The 21,056-nt window shown below is 50.4% G+C and carries 17 protein-coding genes; 8 read left to right on the top strand and 9 right to left on the bottom strand.

What is annotated here, in order from left to right; genetic code table 11:
- Positions 1-4 precede the first annotated feature (4 nt).
- Together fucO and rhaM are read left to right on the top strand one after the other, a co-directional pair.
- Complete coding sequence (gene fucO, locus A7Z29_RS18295) at positions 5-1,153, top strand: lactaldehyde reductase (RefSeq protein ID WP_105290594.1); 1,149 nt, start codon at positions 5-7, stop codon at positions 1,151-1,153.
- The gene (gene rhaM / locus A7Z29_RS18300; protein WP_000619490.1) at positions 1,150-1,464 is read left to right on the top strand and encodes an L-rhamnose mutarotase; all 315 of its coding nucleotides are present in this window, start codon (positions 1,150-1,152) and stop codon (positions 1,462-1,464) included. Before fucO ends, rhaM begins: the two co-directional genes overlap by 4 nt.
- 40 nt (positions 1,465-1,504) lie before the next feature.
- Here rhaM and A7Z29_RS18305 read toward each other — a convergent pair whose 3' ends face one another.
- The 8 genes from A7Z29_RS18305 to A7Z29_RS18340 all read right to left on the bottom strand — a co-directional run bounded on the left by A7Z29_RS18305 (position 1,505) and on the right by A7Z29_RS18340 (position 12,221).
- Entirely contained in the window at positions 1,505-2,899 is a 1,395-nt protein-coding gene (locus tag A7Z29_RS18305; protein ID WP_105290595.1) for a carbohydrate porin, read from the bottom strand.
- Positions 2,900-3,667: 768 nt separating this feature from the next.
- Complete coding sequence (gene aldB / locus A7Z29_RS18310) at positions 3,668-5,206, bottom strand: aldehyde dehydrogenase AldB (RefSeq protein WP_000183978.1); 1,539 nt, start codon at positions 5,204-5,206, stop codon at positions 3,668-3,670.
- Positions 5,207-5,370: 164 nt separating this feature from the next.
- On the bottom strand, positions 5,371-6,522 hold the full coding sequence (gene yiaY / locus A7Z29_RS18315) for an L-threonine dehydrogenase (protein WP_105290596.1): 1,152 nt from the start codon (positions 6,520-6,522) through the stop codon (positions 5,371-5,373).
- Between the two features lie 188 nt (positions 6,523-6,710).
- On the bottom strand, positions 6,711-8,555 hold the full coding sequence (gene selB / locus A7Z29_RS18320; RefSeq protein ID WP_105290597.1) for a selenocysteine-specific translation elongation factor: 1,845 nt from the start codon (positions 8,553-8,555) through the stop codon (positions 6,711-6,713).
- Positions 8,552-9,943 carry an L-seryl-tRNA(Sec) selenium transferase gene (gene selA, locus A7Z29_RS18325; protein WP_000206252.1) on the bottom strand — a complete coding sequence of 464 codons (1,392 nt, stop codon included), beginning with the start codon at positions 9,941-9,943 and terminating at the stop codon, positions 8,552-8,554. Before selA ends, selB begins: the two co-directional genes overlap by 4 nt.
- Before the next feature lie 97 nt (positions 9,944-10,040).
- Positions 10,041-10,649, bottom strand: coding sequence for a glutathione S-transferase (locus tag A7Z29_RS18330; RefSeq protein WP_000779792.1), 609 nt, complete (start codon positions 10,647-10,649; stop codon positions 10,041-10,043).
- Positions 10,650-10,719: 70 nt separating this feature from the next.
- On the bottom strand, positions 10,720-11,856 hold the full coding sequence (locus A7Z29_RS18335) for an HlyD family secretion protein (RefSeq protein WP_000364946.1): 1,137 nt from the start codon (positions 11,854-11,856) through the stop codon (positions 10,720-10,722).
- A 2-nt stretch (positions 11,857-11,858) separates the two neighbouring features.
- Positions 11,859-12,221: a DUF3302 domain-containing protein gene (locus tag A7Z29_RS18340; protein WP_000479623.1), complete on the bottom strand. Its 363-nt coding sequence runs from the start codon at positions 12,219-12,221 to the stop codon at positions 11,859-11,861.
- A 536-nt stretch (positions 12,222-12,757) separates the two neighbouring features.
- Between A7Z29_RS18340 and mtlA the strand changes: the two genes are divergently transcribed.
- From mtlA to mtlR, 3 genes are all read left to right on the top strand, one after another.
- Positions 12,758-14,671, top strand: coding sequence for a PTS mannitol transporter subunit IICBA (mtlA, locus tag A7Z29_RS18345; RefSeq protein ID WP_000093249.1), 1,914 nt, complete (start codon positions 12,758-12,760; stop codon positions 14,669-14,671).
- Positions 14,672-14,900: 229 nt separating this feature from the next.
- Complete coding sequence (mtlD, locus tag A7Z29_RS18350) at positions 14,901-16,049, top strand: mannitol-1-phosphate 5-dehydrogenase (RefSeq protein WP_000645415.1); 1,149 nt, start codon at positions 14,901-14,903, stop codon at positions 16,047-16,049.
- Positions 16,049-16,636, top strand: coding sequence for a mannitol operon repressor MtlR (mtlR, locus tag A7Z29_RS18355; protein ID WP_105290598.1), 588 nt, complete (start codon positions 16,049-16,051; stop codon positions 16,634-16,636). Before mtlD ends, mtlR begins: the two co-directional genes overlap by 1 nt.
- A 10-nt stretch (positions 16,637-16,646) precedes the next feature.
- Here mtlR and yibT read toward each other — a convergent pair whose 3' ends face one another.
- Positions 16,647-16,856, bottom strand: a complete 210-nt coding sequence (gene yibT / locus A7Z29_RS18360) for a protein YibT (protein WP_000517102.1) — start codon at positions 16,854-16,856, stop codon at positions 16,647-16,649.
- Between the two features lie 269 nt (positions 16,857-17,125).
- Between yibT and A7Z29_RS18365 the strand changes: the two genes are divergently transcribed.
- From A7Z29_RS18365 to A7Z29_RS18375, 3 genes are all read left to right on the top strand, one after another.
- Positions 17,126-17,488 carry a YibL family ribosome-associated protein gene (locus tag A7Z29_RS18365; RefSeq protein ID WP_000665680.1) on the top strand — a complete coding sequence of 121 codons (363 nt, stop codon included), beginning with the start codon at positions 17,126-17,128 and terminating at the stop codon, positions 17,486-17,488.
- A 490-nt stretch (positions 17,489-17,978) separates the two neighbouring features.
- On the top strand, positions 17,979-18,662 hold the full coding sequence (locus A7Z29_RS18370; RefSeq protein WP_000867584.1) for a SadB/YajI family lipoprotein: 684 nt from the start codon (positions 17,979-17,981) through the stop codon (positions 18,660-18,662).
- Between the two features lie 43 nt (positions 18,663-18,705).
- Positions 18,706-21,056, top strand: a 2,351-nt coding sequence (locus tag A7Z29_RS18375; protein ID WP_286135394.1) for an ESPR-type extended signal peptide-containing protein, incomplete at its 3' end; no start/stop codon positions are given.

Here is a 21,056-nt window from a genome sequence, read left to right on the forward strand (position 1 = left end):
AATCATGAGTTTTATGTTGGCATTACCGAAAATCAGCCTGCATGGCGCTGGGGCAATTGGCGATATGGTAAACCTGGTTGCGAATAAGCAATGGGGAAAAGCACTGATCGTTACCGATGGGCAACTGGTTAAATTGGGATTGCTGGACAGTCTGTTCACCGCGCTGGATCAACACCAAATGTCTTACCACCTATTCGATGAGGTCTTTCCAAACCCCACCGAAGAACTGGTGCAAAAAGGCTACGCTGCATTTCAGGACGCCGCATGTGACTACATTATTGCTTTCGGTGGCGGTAGCCCGATTGATACCGCAAAAGCCGTAAAAATCCTTACCGCTAATCCCGCACCTTCTACGGCGTACTCTGGTGTTGGTAAAGTGACAAACCCCGGCGTACCGCTGGTGGCGATCAATACGACTGCCGGAACCGCCGCTGAGATGACCAGCAATGCGGTGATCATCGACACTGCGCGGCAAGTGAAAGAAGTCATCATCGATCCGAATATTATTCCAGATATTGCGGTGGATGATGCCAGTGTAATGCTGGAGATCCCTGCCTCCGTTACCGCTGCCACCGGTATGGATGCACTGACTCACGCAGTTGAAGCCTATGTTTCTGTTGGTGCACATCCATTAACCGACGCCAACGCGCTGGAAGCTATCCGCCTGATTTCTCTGTGGCTGCCGAAAGCGGTAGAAGATGGTCATAATCTGGAAGCCCGTGAACAAATGGCATTCGGGCAATATCTGGCGGGAATGGCTTTTAACAGCGCGGGACTGGGGCTGGTTCACGCACTGGCGCATCAGCCCGGAGCTACCCACAAGCTGCCACACGGGGTGTGTAATGCCATCTTGTTGCCAGTAATCGAAAACTTTAACCGCCCGAATGCCATCGCTCGCTTTGCCCGTATCGCCCAGGCGATGGGTGTCGATACGCGCGGGATGAGTGATGAAGCGGCAAGTCTGGAAGCAATTAATGCCATTCGAGTCTTGAGCCATCGCGTGGGCATACCTGCGGGATTTAGTCAGCTTGGCATCAGCAAAGAGGATATCGAAGGCTGGTTAGATAAAGCCCTGGCCGACCCATGCGCACCATGTAATCCGCGTACCGCCAGCCGCGACGACGTGCGTGAGCTTTATCTGGAGGCGTTATGATCCGCAAAGCGTTTGTTATGCAAGTCAACCCGGACGCTCACGAAGAGTATCAGCGTCGGCATAACCCGATCTGGCCGGAACTGGAAGCGGTGTTGAAGTCACACGGCGCGCACCATTACGCCATCTACCTCGACAAAGCACGTAATTTACTTTTTGCCACGGTAGAAATTGAATCTGAAGAACGCTGGAATGCGGTTGCCAATACGGATGTTTGCCAACGATGGTGGAAACATATGACCGAGGTGATGCCCGCTAATCCGGATAACAGCCCGGTCAGCAGCGAGCTGCAAGAAGTCTTTTATCTGCCTTAATGAGTTGCGGTGCCGGAAAATATCCAGCACCGCGCCTTCATCAGAAGAAGTATTTAAAGCGAACGCGTGCGCCGTAACGGTCATCAGTCTCGTCGCCGTGTTTCTTATCGCCGTCGCTATCCAGAATGGAGTAATAAGTACCAAGGTAAATATTAAAGTTCTCCATATCCATCACGTTGGCGAACTGATAAGACGCATGAATGGTGTGAATGGTGTACGTCCCTTCATCATCAATCCAGCAGTCGTTATCACAAACTACGCCACTAAATTCATCAATCTTATTGTGCGCGTAGATATAACCCAGCTCGAAACGTTTCCACAGCGCGTTGATCCCGGCAGTGAAATCTTTCTCATTATTGGCATCTAAATAGGCGGTATTAAGATTAACCACAATACCATTTTCCGGATCGGTTTTCAGGCCGTTCCAGGTCATGCTCATGCCATAGCCGGTACGATCGGACTGGTCGACAAAATTACCCTTACTATCGGTATAACCGTAAGCATTATTCACCACGTTCGCTTCCATCGCTGCGGAAACGGTTAATTCATCCGTCGGCGACCAGGCAATTACCGGGCGCAGGTAAGCGACATTTTTCTGCTGCTCCATATCGCGGCCATGATAATTGCCATCGTTATATAAAGATGTTCCGTCTTCCAGTAACGTGTTTAATTCAAAATACCAGTTATCGAGTTGTTTGCTGACAAGGAAATTACCGCCAGCGTTAGAACGCCCGCGCCCCTCTTTCATCATATAGATATAACCGCTGCCATCGTCATAAAGATCGTTCGCAGTATTACCTGAATGCTCAACAAAGGTATCCTGATTTAGCGGGAACATATCGTAGGCTTCAAAGCGCCCTACTTTGACTCTCCAGTCATTTTCTTTGCCAAAGAAGAATACAGCGTCATCGATATTCACTGAACCGTGCATATCCCCCAGCGGCTGTGCGGAGAATCCGGCAAAATAACCGTTATCCAGCTTTCGCATACCGTCAAAGCCTAACAGAATACGGCCATTGAGATTCCACTGTTCATTGGTAGGATCGCTATTCATATCGGCGTTGGTCATTGCCAGCAGGCCATGATTGCTTTCCGCGTCCATATTAAATTCTACGTCGCCGTAGATTTTCAAATCGCCATAACCTGAAAGCAAAAGATTAGGAGATGACGCGTTTTTCTTTGCAGATTCCGCAGCAGCCTGACCATTTACTGGCGTATTACCCTGCGCGGATTTAATTTCGCGAATTTCGGCTGCCTGTTGTGTCTGAAGCTGTTTTACCTGGCTTTCAGCTTTTGTTGCCCGCATTTCCGCCGCTTCCAGCCGCTCCTCCAGCAATGCCATGCGTTGTTCCAGCGTTAAATGCTGTGTTTTTGCCATACCGGTACTACATGCCAATAATAAACCGATGGCTAAAGATAACGTCGATTTTTTCATTATTTACGTTCCCTGAAATAAAGGATGCCCTACGCTTTCCAAAAGGCGTGCGTATATCGAAAAATATAAAAAATTGTTTTAATAGGATGTGCACTTTCGATTTTAATGCAACATCAGCAAGCCAGCGAATAGTATCCCGCCACAAAAGACGAGTAAATCTACTGATTTCCTGGAACGTGAGGAATATAACAATAGTGTCGTTTTTAACTAAATATCATAAAAAATATTAGATATGATTTCTGCTAATTCATAAACAATAAAAATAAATAGCGTTGTACAGAAACACTTTAGATATTTAAACATTCATCAAATCATTAAAAAATGGTTTTTTATTTGCGACATTTATTTTACCCACCAATATGTGTCCTGCTCCGCAAAATGTGCCTTTCTCTCTTCCTTACATTGTCACAGCTTCACGGTATATCGCCGCTTATCACTCTCATTACAATCAACGAAAATAAGTTTAAAGGGGGCTAATATGAATATTCGTAAGAAGAATCACGGTGTGCAGTAATTTGTAGAAAAGATGCTCTTAATTTAGTTCAGTGAATGCTCAGCCCCAGGAGACGTAAACATTTGAACCGATAAGACACGCAAGCGTCGCAGATAGTGATAACGTGCGCTTTGCTTATGCCGGATGCGGCGTGAACACCTTATCCGGTCTACAAAATCATGCAAATTCAATATATTGCATGAGCCATGTAGGCCTGATAAGACACGCAAGCGTCGCATCAGGCAATGAATACCCAATGCGACCAGCTTCTTATATCAGAACAGCCCCAACGGTTTATCCGAGTAGCTTACCAGTAGACACTTGGTTTGCTGATAATGCTCCAGCATCATCTTATGGGTTTCGCGTCCGATGCCCGACTGTTTGTAGCCGCCAAACGCCGCATGTGCCGGGTAAGCGTGATAACAGTTGGTCCACACGCGCCCGGCCTGAATGCCACGCCCCATCTTATAGGCCAGATTACCGTTACGACTCCAGACACCAGCGCCCAGGCCATATTGCGTGTCATTCGCCAGCTCCAGCGCCTCTTCCATCGTTTTGAAGGTGGTCACCGCCAGCACCGGGCCAAATATCTCTTCCTGGAACACACGCATATTGTTCTGACCAAACAGAATCGTCGGTTCGAGGTAGTAGCCGTCTTTCAGTTCCCCTTCCAGCAGCTTACGCCGCCCGCCGGTAAGCACATCCGCCCCCTCTTTTTTACCGATATCAATGTAATTGAGGATGGTTTCCAGTTGCCCGTGAGAAACCTGTGCGCCCATTTGCGTCACGCTGTCGAGCGGGTTACCGCTACGAATACTTTCAACACGGCGGATGGCGCGTTCCATGAAGCGTTCGTAGATAGACTCCTGCACTAAAGCACGGCTTGGACAGGTGCAAACTTCGCCCTGGTTGAAGGCGAACAATGCAAAGCCCTCCAGCGCCTTATCGAAGAAAGCATCTTCTTCATCCATCACATCGGCAAAGAAGATATTTGGCGACTTACCGCCCAACTCCAGCGTCACCGGAATAATGTTCTGCGTGGCGTACTGCATAATCTGCTGACCGACTTCCGTTGAGCCGGTAAACGCCACTTTGGCGATACGTTTTGAGGTCGCCAGATATTCACCGATTTCGCCGCCCGCACCGTTGACCACGTTCACCACGCCTGGCGGCAGTAAATCACCGACGATCTCCATCAAAAGCAACACTGAAAGCGGGGTAAGTCGTGCGGGTTTTAGCACCACGCAGTTGCCCGCCGCCAGCGCGGGAGCCATTTTCCAGCTCGCCATCAGCAACGGGAAGTTCCACGGGATAATCTGCCCCACCACGCCCAACGGTTCGTGGAAGTGATAAGCCACAGTTTCGCTATCGACTTCACTGATCCCACCTTCCTGCGCCCGAATACACGAGGCGAAATAGCGGAAATGGTCAATCGCCAGCGGCACATCGGCAGCACTGGTTTCGCGGATGGGCTTGCCGTTATCCCAGGTTTCTGCCGTCGCTAACAGTTCGAGGTTTTGTTCCATTCGATCCGCAATCTTAAACAGAATCGCCGCGCGATCCTGCACCGAGGTATGCGCCCATTTGTCTTTCACTTTATGCGCGGCATCCAGCGCCAGATCGATGTCGCGTTTGCCCGAAGACGCCACTTCGCACAGTAGCTGCCCGGTCACCGGCGTCAGGTTCTGGTAATACTCGCCGTCGGCGGGTGCTACCCATTCGCCGCCGATAAAGTTGTCATAGCGGGCTTTTAACTTGAGGGGGAAACCATACTCGCCGGGCTTAATCTGTGCTGAAGGGGGATTGTTGGTCATGGTAGTCTCCTTGCGGTGTGAGGTATAACAAGGGTAGACGTGACTGGCGAAATCTTCGCCAGCGGGTGATAGCTTTACGACAGCAATCACGAATTTACGGGCAAGGATTACAGAGATAGTTAAAAAAGCGGCTGACAATTTGCCAGCCGTTGTGGGAATGATGATTACATCGCAGCGCGATAAATCGCCACAATTTCTTCGTGAGTTGCCTGAATCGGGTTAGTAAATCCGCAGGCATCTTTCAGAGCATTGGTCGCCAGTACCGCGAAATCTTCTTCTTTCACGTTCAGATCGCGCAGACCTGCCGGAATATCGACTTTCTTCGCCAGTTCGCGGATAGCGTTAATGCAGGCTTCTGCACCTTCCGCGTCGTTTTTACCTGTCACGTTCACACCCATTGCAGCAGCGCAGTCACGCAGACGTGCAGCGGCTACTTTGCTGTTGAATACCTGAACGTGCGGCAGCAGAACGGCGTTACATACACCGTGCGGCAGATTGTAGAAACCGCCTAACTGGTGCGCCATCGCATGAACATAACCCAAAGACGCATTGTTGAACGCCATACCGGCGAGGAACTGGGCATAAGCCATCGCTTCACGCGCTTTCGCATTGCTGCCATCTTGTACGGCTAACGGCAGGTTTTCGGCAATCATGGTCACGGCTTTCAGTGCGCAAGCGTCAGTGATCGGCGTTGCGGCAATAGACACATACGCTTCGATAGCGTGTGTTAAGGCATCCATACCCGTTGCGGCGGTCAGTGACTTCGGCATACCGATCATCAGAGAGGAGTCATTGACAGAAAGCAGCGGAGTCACGTGTTTATCCACAATCGCCATTTTGATGTGGCGCGCTTCGTCAGTGATAATGCAGAAACGGGTCATTTCAGACGCAGTACCCGCCGTGGTGTTGATGGCGATCATCGGCAACTGCGGTTTTGCAGAGCGGTCAACGCCTTCGTAATCGCGAATATCACCGCCGTTGGCTGCCACCAACGCAATGCCTTTCGCACAATCGTGCGGAGAACCACCACCTAAGGAAATCACGCTATCGCAATTATTTTCTTTCAGCAGTTTGAGGCCTGCGGCGACGTTTTCCGTAGTTGGGTTAGGCTGGGTGCCATCATAAATAACGCTAAAAATATTGCGTTCTTCCAGTGCTTTTTGCACATCGCCCGCCATACCTAATTTCGTTAAAATATTGTCAGTAACAATTAATGTACGGGTAAAGCCATAGTCTGCCATCATATTCATTGCATCATTCAATGAATCAGCGCCGATGACATTCACTGAAGGAATAAAAAAGGTTGAAGCTGCCATAAAACACTCCTGGAAGAGTAAAAAGGGCTGGCAGATTACAAAGTATTTTCATTCGGAAATATGATCGACATTACCGTTTATCAAAATATTTTTAATAAAAAGCACGTTACATTCATCAAATAACGTGCTTCCTTAATATTAATAAGAATTTTGTATTAATTCATATTTATTATGAATTAATCATTTCCTTATTTTTCGGGAAATAATAATGCATCGCGCAATAAATGATCATTTCCACGACGCCGCGTAAAGCCAATGCGGTCAAAATATTCCAGAATCTGAATTGCCAGCTTTCGGCCTACACCTAAGCGATCGCGGAAATCCGCCGCGCAGGTTGAGCCACATTCCTGATCGAGATCGCGGATCATATTGGCAAATTCAACAATCCGATCATTACGGTAATAACGATCTTTGACGATCGCCGTAATTATCCCCTGCTGCGCCGCCTGCCGTAGTGTCAGCCGCATTGCCTGCTCGTCGGTTCCCGTCTCTTTTGCCAGATCACGTACCCACCACGGCTCGTCGCCAAACCGCGATTCCACTTTTTGCCAGATAGCCTGCTGCTCTTCGCTGAATCCGGCTTTATGATCAGGCAGATGCAGCCAACCGTGGTGGCTGTGGATATCGCCGCTTTCGCGCATCTTTTCAATCAACAACAGTACCAGAGCTTCATCTTCCATCGGCAACGCCATACGCCGCAGGCGCTCGCGCCCCGGACCTGGTTCATCGCGATGCTGCTCATGATAAGCCGCTAATGTGTCGAGGATTTTCCGCTGCCAGCGGGCGGCAACCGGCGCATTCAACAAGCTATAACCAGCCTGAATATAGCCAGGCTGTTGCAGCAGTTCGCGCATCCCTTCGCCGTTGAGCTGTCTCGCCCAGGCGAAATCGGCAAGATTCACCGCTCCGCGTTCCAGATGAACCGTCAGTGCATCGGCATCGCTTTGTGTGCGTGCAAGAGACGCCAGCCATTGCAGATATTCCGGCTTACGCTTACCGCGACGCGGCGGGTTAAGCATCACCACACGCGCCCCCGCCAGCGTGTTGCGAGCCGAGATATCGCGCAGCACTATGCGATCGTTATCCGCCAGCCACAGAGGCGTGTCGAACACCAGCTCGGCAAGGTTATCTTCCAGCAGCGAAACGCGCCCCGTAACGTGGCTGGCGGCGTGGTGAATATGCAGCGGCTGCCACTGGGTCAACGGTACATGAGTTTGTAGCTCGACAATCACCCGCGTGAACGGCTCCGGCGGCGCATCGGCAAGCAGCCAGTCGCCACGGTTAATCTGTTCTTTCTCCGCATCACCGGCGATGTTAAGCGCAATACGTTGCCCGGCATGGGCGGTTTCTGTTGGTTGATTTTGCGCATGGAGAGCACGCACGCGCATCGGCTTATTTACACCAGTCAGCCATAGTGAATCGCCTACCTTCACTTCCCCGCTTAACGCCGTACCAGTGACCACCAGCCCGGCACCTTTTACGGTAAAAGCGCGGTCGATAGCGAGGCGGAAAGTATGTTGGCTGGCGTGTTCACGTTCAGGCAACTGAAGCAGATGTTCGCGCAGGGCATCAATTCCCCGACCTTCGGTTGCTGCGGTGACAAACAGTTTTGCCTCAGCAAAACCGTATTCCCGCAGCACCTGCTTTACCTGACGTTCAACCTCATCAACACGCGCTTCGTCCACGCGATCGGCTTTAGTCAGCGCCACTGTCAGCATCGGGTTACCGGTAAGCTGCAAAATCGCCAGATGCTCACGGGTCTGCGCCATCACACCGTCATCGCAAGCCACCACCAGCAGCGCGTGATCGATACCACCCACGCCCGCCAGCATGTTGGAAAGAAACTTTTCATGACCGGGAACGTCGATAAAACCAGGCACGCGCCCATCTGGCTGCGGCCAGTAGGCATAGCCGAGATCGATGGTCATACCGCGCTTTTTTTCTTCCGGCAGACGGTCGGCATTTACGCCAGTAATCGCCTGCAATAAGGTTGTTTTGCCGTGGTCAACGTGTCCGGCAGTCGCAATAATCATTTCAACAACATCTCCATAAACCGTTGCTCATCTTCAAGGCAGCGTAAATCCAGCCACAATCGCCCGTCGTAAATACGTCCAATCACCGGAACTGGCAATTCACGCCAGCGGGCGGCTAATGCCTCAAGGTGGCTGCCACGTCCGTCATGGGGTGTAAACGTTAATGCCGCGCTCGGCAGGCGATCAACCGGCAGCGAACCACTGCCAATCTGCGAAAGACACGGCATAACCTGTACCGCAAACTCCGCGCCGTAATGTGCGGCAAGGGGAGCCTGTAAACGTTGCGCCTGGATTTGAATAACCTCTGCACTGCGAGTAAGCAGACGCAGGGTCGGTAATTTTTCGCTCAGTGCTTCGGGGTGCAGATAGAGACGCAGCGTCGCTTCCAGCGCCGCGAGGGTCATTTTATCCGCGCGTAATGCACGTTTCAGCGGATGGCTTTGCAGGCGGGAAATCATCTCTTTCTTACCAACGATGATCCCTGCCTGCGGCCCGCCTAACAACTTGTCGCCGGAGAAGCTCACCAGGCTGACGCCCGCTGCAATCAACTCCTGCGGCATCGGCTCTTTCGGCAAACCGTACTGGCTAAGATCGACCAGCGAACCACTGCCTAAATCAGTCACTACGGGAACATCCAGCTCTTTGCCGAGCGCCACCAGTTCCGCTTCATCTATCGCTTTGGTGAACCCCTGAATGCTGTAGTTACTGGTATGTACTTTCATCAACAGTGCGGTATTTTCATTCACCGCCTGACGATAATCACTGACGTGCGTGCGGTTGGTCGTCCCCACTTCGTGCAGGGTACAGCCAGCCTGACGCATGACGTCAGGGATACGAAACGCGCCGCCGATCTCCACCAGTTCGCCACGAGACACCACCACCTCTTTACCGCTGGCAGTGGCCGCCAACATCAACAATACCGCCGCCGCATTGTTATTGACGATACAGGCATCTTCCGCCCCCGTAATGCGGCACAGCAGTTGCGCCAGCGCGCGATCGCGATGCCCGCGTCCGGCGTCGTCCAGATCGTACTCCAGCGTCACCGGCGAACGCATAGCCTGCGCAACGGCTTCCACCGCTGCTTCCGCCTGTAAAGCTCGCCCAAGATTGGTATGCAGTACGGTTCCCGTCAGGTTGATCACCGGACGCAGCGCGCTCTGCGCTTCTTTCGTCAACCGGGCATCGACTTCTTGCGCCCAGTTCTCACACCACGCGGGCAGCGTCTGGCTGTCACGAATCACTTCTCGCGCTTCGTCAAGCATCTGACGCAGCAATTCCACCACGCGGGTGTGACCATAAGTATCACGCAAAGAAAGGAAGGAGCTATCGCGCAATAAGCGATCAATAGCCGGAAGTTGACTATAGAGGGAACGCGTTTCGGTTGTCATAGGAAACCTGGCTGATCAAGGCCCTCTCACACGGAGAAGGGCGTTTAACATAACCACGGATTGTAACGTGAGATGGGTCAGGAGGACATATCGCGCATCAAGCCTTTGGTGGTTCGGTGCGGGCAAAACTTTCGCGGCTAAACAAGTTTTCGACCAGTTTGACTAAGTGTGGGCGGTCAACACACCAGCCCGGCGCAACGCGGCGGAAATTGAGATATCCGACGGCACAGGCAATAGCGATCGTCGCCAGATTGACCGTATCGGTTTTGAGCGTGCCATCGACCAGATATCCTTCCAGCACATCCAGGCTACGGTTGATTTTCTCCCGCTGGCGTAACAATTCATCTTCAGACTGCTGCGCCGCCGGACGCGCCTGTTCGCGCACCGACACCAGCCCGGCATCCATAATGCCATCTGCCAGCGCCTCAATTTTGCGCACTCGCAACGACTCCAGCGGATCGCGCGGCAACATCGCCGGAGCGACATTCATTAATTCAATATATTCGGCAATGATCGGCGAATCAAACCAACATTCGCCCTCTTCGGTCACCAACACCGGCACTTTCCCTAACGGGTTAAATTGCGCCACGCCGTTGTCCGCGTTATAGGGCAGTTCATTAATAAATTCGAAAGTTATGCCCTTTTCTAACAACAGAATAGAAAGTTTGCGTACAAACGGGCTGGTGTAGCTACCGACGAGTTTCATGCCATGTCCTTTGTGCGAGGAAAAATATCAGTATGGCTCAGGCTCGCGCAAAACACAGGTGACATAAGTCTCAATGATCCAAATAAAGATAATGCATCCAACTGGTCATTCTCAGCAGCACTTTCCGCATCACCGAAACATGGCTGAAATGGTCGGAATAAACTGCCACCTGGGCGTAGATGCCGTCGGGTAAGGCATCGATATCAGCGTTAGGGTCGAGTTCAATGGTTCCCAGCACACCATCCGTTCCGGGCACGACCGTTAACGATTGCAGCACCCCCTGCGCCTGATACGAACCGCCAGGCACCACCGGCAAAATACTGGTCAGTTTGCCGTGGAATACCTGCCCAGGCAGCGCGTTAAACACCACTTCTGCTTCATCACCGGGTTTCAGACGTAACAGTGAATTTTGCCGGAACTGGGCGACGATTTGCCGTTTTTGCTCAGGGATGAAGACCATTACCGGACGCAGCGGTAAAGCTGCCGCGTAAGTGCCTGGGCGGATCAGTACCTGAGTAACGTAGCCGTTGCTCGGCGCGCGAATAATGGTTTGCTCAAGGTTATATTTCGCTTCGGTCAGTTGCGCCCTTAAGCTGACAATCTGTGATTGCTCACCGTTGACCATGCTGTCGAGCTGGCTCTGGATCTGCGCCTGCTCCGCCACCGAACCTTTCACCAGCGCATCCTGCGCGAGGAAATTCTGCCGCGCGTCGTCGATGTCACGTTCTGAGAACGGATTGACCGTCGCCTGGCTGCCTTTCAGATAACGTTGATAATTTTTAAACAGTCGGTCGCGCTCCGCTGAAACCTGAGTGGTGTTGGCCTGCGCTTCAGTGAGCTGCGCGCGCAGCGTTTTGATATTATGCGTCGCCGTCATCAAATCAGCCTGGAGTCTGTCTACTCGCGCCTGATAACGTACCGGGTCGAGCTTAAAAAGCACTTCGCCCTTTTGAATAAGCTGATTATTTTTGTCGGTGACTTCAGTCACGATCCCCGTCACCTGTGGCGTGATGGGGATAGCTATCACTGCCTTTTGCGCGGTAAAAGTGTAAGGATGGTTGTAGTTCATCAATAAAATCAAACCACTCACCAGAAACACGCCACCCAGCGCCGCCGTCGCCAGCGTCCACTGATTCACCGGAATGCGGAAGATTTTAAAGACCGCCCATGCCAGCGCCACGTAAGTTAAAACAATTAACAGATCCATAATCAGATCTCCGGGAACGTGGAATAGTCACTCTTTTTTTCAGCTGCAAGTTGGTGCTCCAGCCGGGAAATACGGTCAGAAAGTGCGGCGATTTCCGGGTCAGTTGCTTTCTCCTGCGACGCAACATGTGACTGCATTCCCCAGCCGCGCTCTGGCTGGTAAAGCGTTGCCCAGATCCACAGAAACGGCCAGATTACATGCAGGGTAAACAGACTTACCCAACCCGCCGTATGAATAGCGTCGGCGTGGGGATGGTTGCGCTTTTTGGCAATAAGATAGGGGATGTCATGTATCGCGATGATTCCATAAAAAATCACCAGAAAGACGAAGATCAGCACTCCCAACGCGAAGTAGTTTAGAAACATATCTGCCTCGGATTCACGCTTATCAGTGTTGTTTTTTGGCTGGCAGCCGGAAGGGAGTCAGGCTGATACTTTGACATTAATCTGCGTTTGCCAATCTCGCCATCACACCGAAGGATAATTTTAAAAGGCGATGAGTTGCTCAGTTACAAAACTGTCTTAAGGCAAAGTCAGAACATGTTGCAGATCACATCAGGTGAATTACCGAAGAAAATATCTTGTGATTCAGATCACAAAGATTCAACAAACCATCAAAATAAAATTGTGACATTACTCACATTTGAATGCCATTTTTAGCGAAAATCGCCGTCTTGTTGTTTTTTTACACAGTCATTTTGTGACGAACGTCACGTCAATTACCTCTCTACCCCCTATATTTATGTGACTGATATCACACAAAAGGCCGCCGACTGGACAGTTAACCGATTCAGTGCCAGATTTCGCAGTATCTACAAGGTCCGGCTACCTCTGCCGCCACATTAACAAAAAACCTCGGGCTTCCAGCCTGCGCGACAGCAAACATAAGAAGGGGTGTTTTTATGTCATCCGATATTAAGATCAAAGTGCAAAGCTTTGGTCGTTTCCTCAGCAACATGGTGATGCCAAATATCGGCGCGTTTATCGCGTGGGGTATCATCACCGCGTTATTTATTCCAACAGGGTGGTTACCGAACGAAACGCTGGCGAAGCTGGTCGGGCCGATGATCACTTATCTCCTGCCGCTGCTGATCGGTTATACCGGTGGTAAGCTGGTAGGCGGCGAACGTGGCGGCGTAGTCGGTGCCATCACCACCATGGGCGTTATCGTCGGCGCAGACATGCCGATGTTCCTCGGTTCTATGATTGCAGGTCCGCTGGGCGGCTGGTGCATTAAGCACTTCGACCGCTGGGTAGACGGTAAGATCAAATCCGGTTTTGAGATGCTGGTGAATAACTTCTCCGCTGGCATCATCGGGATGATCCTCGCCATTCTGGCCTTCCTCGGCATTGGCCCGATTGTTGAAGCCCTGTCTAAAATGCTGGCTGCGGGCGTTAACTTCATGGTTGTCCATGACATGCTGCCGCTGGCGTCTATCTTTGTTGAACCGGCGAAAATCCTGTTCCTCAACAACGCCATTAACCACGGTATCTTCTCGCCGCTGGGTATTCAGCAGTCCCATGAACTGGGTAAATCCATCTTCTTCCTGATTGAAGCGAACCCGGGTCCGGGTATGGGCGTGCTGCTGGCGTACATGTTCTTTGGTCGTGGTAGTGCGAAACAGTCTGCGGGCGGTGCGGCAATCATCCACTTCCTGGGTGGTATCCACGAAATCTACTTCCCGTATGTACTGATGAATCCGCGTCTGATTCTGGCCGTTATCCTCGGCGGTATGACTGGCGTGTTCACGCTGACTATCCTGGGCGGTGGTCTGGTTTCTCCGGCATCTCCGGGTTCTATCCTCGCGGTACTGGCGATGACGCCAAAAGGTGCTTACTTCGCTAACATCGCGGGTGTGTGTGCGGCGATGGCGGTCTCCTTCGTTGTCTCTGCTATTTTGCTGAAAACCAGCAAAGTGAAAGAAGAAGACGATATTGAAGCAGCAACTCGTCGTATGCAGGACATGAAAGCTGAGTCTAAAGGTGCGTCTCCGCTGTCTGCGGGCGATGTGACTAACGACCTGAGCCACGTGCGTAAAATCATCGTTGCCTGTGACGCCGGTATGGGTTCCAGTGCGATGGGTGCAGGCGTGCTGCGTAAGAAAATTCAGGATGCAGGTCTGTCGCAGATTTCGGTCACTAACAGCGCGATCAACAACCTGCCGCCGGATGTAGATCTGGTCATCACTCACCGTGACCTGACTGAACGCGCTATGCGCCAGGTGCCGCAGGCACAGCATATTTCGCTGACTAACTTCCTCGACAGCGGCCTGTACACCAGCCTGACCGAACGTCTGGTTGCTGCCCAGCGTCATACTGAAAACGAAGTGAAAGTGAAAGACAGCCTGAAAGACAGCTTTGACGATTCTAACGCCAACCTGTTTAAGCTCGGTGCGGAGAACATCTTCCTCGGTCGCAAAGCAGCCACCAAAGAAGAAGCGATTCGCTTTGCCGGCGAACAACTGGTGAAAGGCGGCTATGTTGAGCCGGAATACGTACAGGCGATGCTGGATCGTGAAAAACTGACCCCGACTTATCTGGGTGAGTCTATCGCAGTGCCGCACGGTACGGTTGAAGCGAAAGATCGCGTACTGAAAACGGGTGTCGTGTTCTGTCAATATCCGGAAGGTGTGCGCTTCGGTGAAGAAGAAGATGACATTGCCCGCCTGGTGATTGGTATTGCTGCCCGTAATAACGAGCACATTCAGGTTATCACCAGCCTGACCAACGCGCTGGATGATGAGTCCGTCATCGAGCGTCTGGCACACACCACCAGCGTGGATGAAGTGCTGGAACTGCTGGCAGGTCGTAAGTAATCCAGGCCCACCCTCTCCTCATGGAGACGGTGGGGCTGATTGCCTGATGCGCTTTGCTTATCAGGCCTACAAAACAAAGCGCAGTTTGTTAAATTTGCACGTTCTTGTAGGCCGGATAAGGCGTTTACGCCGCATCCGGCGCTGCCCCTCTCCACATGGAGAGGGTTTGGGTGAGGGAAAAGCCTCACCCCAGCCCTCTTGGGTAAAAACATTGATGAAGGTTAATACTATGAAAGCATTACATTTTGGCGCAGGTAATATCGGTCGTGGCTTTATCGGTAAACTGCTGGCAGACGCGGGTATCCAACTGACGTTTGCCGATGTCAATCAGGTGGTACTTGATGCCCTGAATGCCCGTCATAGCTATCAGGTTCACGTTGTCGGCGAAACCGAGCAGGTGGATACCGTTTCCGGCGTTAATGCCGTCAGCAGCATTGGCGACGACGTGGTTGATTTAATCGCCCAGGTTGATTTAGTCACCACCGCAGTTGGCCCGGTCGTGCTGGAACGCATTGCTCCGGCAATCGCCAAAGGGCTGGTAAAACGTAAAGAGCAAGGTAATGACTCCCCGCTGAACATTATCGCCTGTGAAAACATGGTACGCGGCACAACGCAACTGAAAGGCCATGTGATGAACGCCCTGCCGGAAGACGCCAAAGCGTGGGTAGAAGAACACGTTGGCTTTGTTGATTCCGCCGTTGACCGTATCGTACCGCCTTCAGCGTCTGCAACGAACGATCCGCTGGAAGTCACTGTTGAAACCTTCAGCGAATGGATTGTCGATAAAACTCAGTTCAAAGGCACGCTGCCGAACATTCCTGGTATGGAGTTAACCGACAACCTGATGGCGTTTGTCGAACGTAAGCTCTTCACCCTGAACACAGGCCATGCTATAACCGCGTACCTTGGAAAACTGGCGGGTCATCAGACCATTCGTGACGCGATTCTCGACGAGAAAATCCGTGCGGTGGTAAAAGGGGCGATGGAAGAAAGCGGCGCGGTACTGATTAAGCGTTACGGCTTTGACGCGGACAAGCACGCGGCGTACATCCAGAAAATCCTCGGTCGTTTTGAAAACCCGTATCTGAAAGATGATGTTGAGCGCGTAGGCCGTCAGCCGCTGCGTAAACTGAGTGCTGGCGACCGTCTGATCAAGCCGCTGCTGGGTACGCTGGAATATAGCTTGCCGCACAAAAATCTGATTGAAGGTATTGCCGCTGCAATGCACTTTTGCAGTGAAGATGATCCTCAGGCACAAGAACTGGCGGCGCTGATTGCCGACAAAGGCCCGCAGGCTGCGCTGGCGCACATTTCCGGGCTTGATGCCAACAGCGAGGTTGTCACCGAGGCAGTAACCGCTTATAACGCAATGCAATAATGATGAACCAGGCGCAGGACACCCTGCGCCCGAATAACAGATTGTCAGATATGCAGGCAACAATGGAACAAACCCAGGCCTTTGAAAACCGTGTGCTTGAGCGTCTGAATGCTGGCAAAACCGTGCGAAGCTTTCTGATTACCGCCGTCGATCTCCTGACCGAGGCGGTGAATCTTTTGGTGCTTCAGGTATTCCGCAAAGACGATTACGCGGTGAAGTATGCTGTAGAACCGTTACTCGACGGCGATGGTCCGCTGGGCGACCTGTCCGTGCGCTTAAAGCTGATTTATGGGCTTGGCGTAATTAGTCGCCATGAATACGAAGATGCGGAACTGTTGATGGCGCTGCGGGAAGAGCTGAACCACGACGGCAACGAGTACGCATTTACCGATGATGAAATTCTTGGGCCATTTGGCGAACTGCATTGCGTGGCGGCACTACCACCGCCGCCACAGTTTGAACCAATAGACTCCAGTTTGTATGCGATGCAAGTTCAGCGTTACCAACAGGCTGTGCGATCAACAATGGTCCTTTCACTGACAGAGCTGATTTCCAAAATCAGCTTAAAAAAAGCCTTTCAAAAGTAAGTACTTTCGCTTACTTCTCCTCTACCGGATTCGGCCGATAAAGTCGGCGATAATATTCCAGACGTTGTAGATATAACGGCACGCTTTCCTCAGGTATACCGGATGGAATCGCGTTACGGGGGGGAAGTTTATTCAGATACTCCCGGAACGCCTGGCTTGATGCCATGAAATCTACGGCTTTATCAATAAGAAGCGGAACGTTTTCACCTAATTTGCCCATAATAATATCTCCGTATTACCCCGCGCCGGGAAAGCGCGACCGCCGATTTTAGTTTAGATCCCGATAAAAATGACATTAAGGAAAACGTGCGAAATCCACAACGCTTGCCCTCACCTTCTGATTATATTGTTTATTAATCAATATATTATACGATTTTTGAACACAAGATTTGTTACCCGACAAAACTATTACAATGCCATCGGTTGTGAACAAAGCACCTCGTCGCGCATACTAGGGGCTATAAATTTATCTTTATCAGAAGCCATCCCATGAAAGAAGTCGAAAAAAACGAAATCAAACGTCTCAGCGATCGTCTGGACGCCATCCGTCACCAGCAGGCCGATCTGTCGCTGGTTGAAGCCGCAGACAAATATGCCGAGCTGGAAAAAGAGAAAGCAACTCTGGAAGCAGAAATTGCCCGCCTGCGAGAAGTTCACAGCCAGAAACTCAGTAAGGAAGCACAGAAGCTGATGAAGATGCCGTTCCAGCGCGCGATTACCAAAAAAGAACAAGCCGATATGGGTAAGCTGAAGAAAAGCGTTCGGGGGCTTGTGGTTGTACATCCGATGACCGCACTGGGTCGTGAAATGGGTCTGCAAGAGATGACCGGGTTCTCAAAGACAGCGTTTTAACCCTCTTACCTGTATATCTCCCTCACATCCCGCGTTTCTAAATGCGGGATGCAACAAATATCCTCCTCTTTTTCCTCTGTTTCCTCGTAGAGTCTACTTTTTACCAATGGCACTAAATCTGAAAATGCATTCAGTAAAAGGTTTGGTTCGACGCCTAAAAATGGAAGATATCATTCATAAAATAAAACTTTTGCCGTTATTTTTTCCATCCACATTCTAAAAACTCACCCAAAACATTTATTGTGTGAATATTAAATGAAAGCTATTTTTCTGCTTTAAATGCAGTGTTTGACATCTGATAACCCTCCTCATTAAAATCCGCCTCCCTAACACAATTAAACAATTTTAAAACTTAATAAATAATTTTCATAACAAATATATTCGCAACATTCATAAAGCCAGCCGTATAAATCGCAAAAGCATCAACCACAAATGGACACATCCCTTAGACCGCGTTGGTATCAGGGATGATATGTAAGGATAACTTTATATGAAAGTGAATAAATTATTGATAAGCGTCCTGGCGGCTTCGACAATACTGATGCTGTCAGGTTGTGACTATGTCGAAAAAAACAAAGTCGTTGATGAACTCACAAAACAACAAGAAGAACAAAAGGCCAGAATTGATCAACTCGAAAAACGACTAGAACAAGAAACCAAAAAGACAAACACCATTGAAAAACAAAGCATTAGTCTAATAAACAGTACAAAGCTGCTGGCTCAGGTAGTGAAAGAGATTAAGCATCAGCAAGATACATTTGTCTTTACTGAATTTAACCCCGATCAAACAAAATATTTCATTTTAAATAACGGTTCGGTAGGTATTGCCGGCAGGGTGTTATCTGTTGAAGCAATAGAAAATGGCAGTGTTATTCATATGTCATTGGCCAATTTATTAAGTATTCCCGTATCAAATATTGGTTTTCATGCCACCTGGGGCGGTGAAAGACCGGGTGATCTAAAAGAATATGCCAAATGGCAACAGCTACTATTTAGTACCACCATGAACTCCACGCTGAAATTATTACCAGGGCAATGGCAAGACATTAACTTAACGTTAAAAGGGGTGTCGCCCAATAACCTGAAATACCTGAAGTTGGCTATTAATATGCAGAATATCAACTTCGACAACCTTCCACCTGCTGATAACCGGCAGAAAAAAAGCAAAAAATAAATGCAGTCATTGCACTTATATCAAGGAATAGAGAGCAACAACAATGAACAAAATTTTTAAAGTTATCTGGAACCCTGCGACGGGAAGTTACAGCGTCGCCAGCGAAACGGCAAAAAGCCGTGGAAAGAAGAGCGGTCGCAGCAAGCTGTTAATTTCTGCGTTGGTTGCCGGTGGGTTGCTGTCGTCGTTTGGAGCGGGTGCTTCTATCGGTCTTGATGGTGGTGAGAGCATTGAAACTCCCGCAGAAACCGGTGACTGGATTGCTATCGGAAAGAATGCAAAAGCTACATCGACAACAATAGGGGAGGGAGGAGTCGCAATTGCAATAGGATCCAACGCGACAGCCAGTGGACAAGGAAGTACCGCATTCGGCTACAAGAGTCAGGCATCGGGTGATCGCTCCCTAACTATAGGGCAACAGTCTAAAGCCATGGGAGACAGATCCGCAGCATTCGGTAGCGGTGCAAATGCAACAGCAGATTATTCTCTTGCATTGGGGGGGGCCACCTATGTCGGTGGTGCATACTCCACTGCAATAGGTAGAGGTTCAAGAGCAGAAGATGGTGCTGATTATGCAGCTAGCCTTGGTTACCAGGCAATAGCCGCAGGAAAGTATAGTCTGGCACTCGGCTCGGATACAAAAGCCAATGCCATTGATAGCCTGGCATTTGGAAGACTGGCTTTAGCGAATGCCGATGGTGCCATTGCAATGGGTGCCGACGCTCAGGCAAATGGTTTATATAGCCTGGCATTGGGTTCAAACAGCATAGCTAACGCGGACAATACCGTTGCGCTCGGATATGGTGCCAATGCAGCCAAAGCTGGAGCAATGGCTTTCGGTCAGGCAGGAAAGGCAGATGGTGTAAATTCTATTGCGTTGGGTAATAACAGTCAGTCAAGCAGCGAAAACAGTATTGCGCTTGGACAAGAAAGCTTTGCCGGTTCTGAAAAAAGTATTGCGATTGGTAGCCTGTCCAGTGTAACAGGTGTCAACTCCGTTGCTCTGGGCACAGGTTCCACAGCGGTGGAAGATAATACTGTTTCAGTAGGTAACGACACGCTACAGCGTAAAGTTGTCAATATGGCAAAAGGTGATATTAGCAGTACCAGTACTGATGCCATCAATGGTTCACAGCTTTATGATATCAGTAAGTCAGTCGCAGACCGTCTGGGCGGCGGCGCCTCCGTGAGTACTGCCGGAGTTGTTAACGCCCCTAACTACAAACTGCAAAGTGGTACCTTTAATAATGTTGGCGACGCGTTAAAGGGTATTGATGATAATACATTACAATGGGACTCAGTTAAAAAAGTCTACAGCGCAAAACACGGTTCTGAGGCCACCAGCAAAATCACCAACGTTACGGCGGGTGAGCTGAACGCATCCAGTACCGATGCGGTTAACGGCTCGCAGTTAAAAACCACTAACGACAATGTGGCAACCAACACCACTAATATCAGCAACCTGACTGGCGATGTTGCTAACAACACCACTAACATCACTAACCTGACGAATGACGTTGCCGCCAACACCACCAATATCACTAACCTGACTGATACGGTGACTAACCTTGGTGAAGATGCGCTGAAATGGGATGACACCGCTGGCGTATTCACTGCCGCACACGGCACTGAAGCCACCAGCAAAATCACTAACGTTACGGCGGGTGAACTGACGGAGACCAGTACCGATGCGGTTAACGGTTCTCAGTTGAAAACCACTAACGATAACGTGGCAACCAACACCACTAATATCACCAACCTGACTGGCGATGTTGCTAACAACACCACCAATATCACTAACCTGACTGATACGGTGAATAGCCTCGGTGAAGATGCGCTGAAATGGGATGACGCCGCTGGCGTATTCACTGCCGCACACGGCACTGAAGCCACCAGCAAAATCACTAACGTTACGGCGGGTGAGCTGACGGAGACCAGTACCGATGCGGTTAACGGTTCTCAGTTGAAAACCACTAACGACAATGTGGCAACCAACACCACTAATATCAGCAACCTGACTGGCGAAGTTGCTAACAACACCACCAACATCACTAACCTGACGAATGATGTTGCCGCCAACACCACCAGTATCACCAACCTGACTGATACAGTGACTAACCTTGGTGCCGACGCGCTGGCATGGGATGACGCCTCAGGTGCATTCACCGCCGCACACGGCACTGAAGCCACCAGCAAAATCACTAACGTTACGGCGGGTGAACTGACGGAGACCAGTACCGATGCCGTTAACGGTTCTCAGTTGAAAACCACTAACGACAATGTGGCAACCAACACCACCAATATCAGCAACCTGACCGGCGAAGTTGCTAACAACACCACCAACATCACTAACCTGACGAATGATGTTGCCGCCAACACCACCAGTATCACCAA

The organism is Escherichia sp. MOD1-EC6842 (assembly GCF_002965705.1).
GTDB classification, from domain to species: Bacteria; Pseudomonadota; Gammaproteobacteria; order Enterobacterales; family Enterobacteriaceae; genus Escherichia; species Escherichia ruysiae.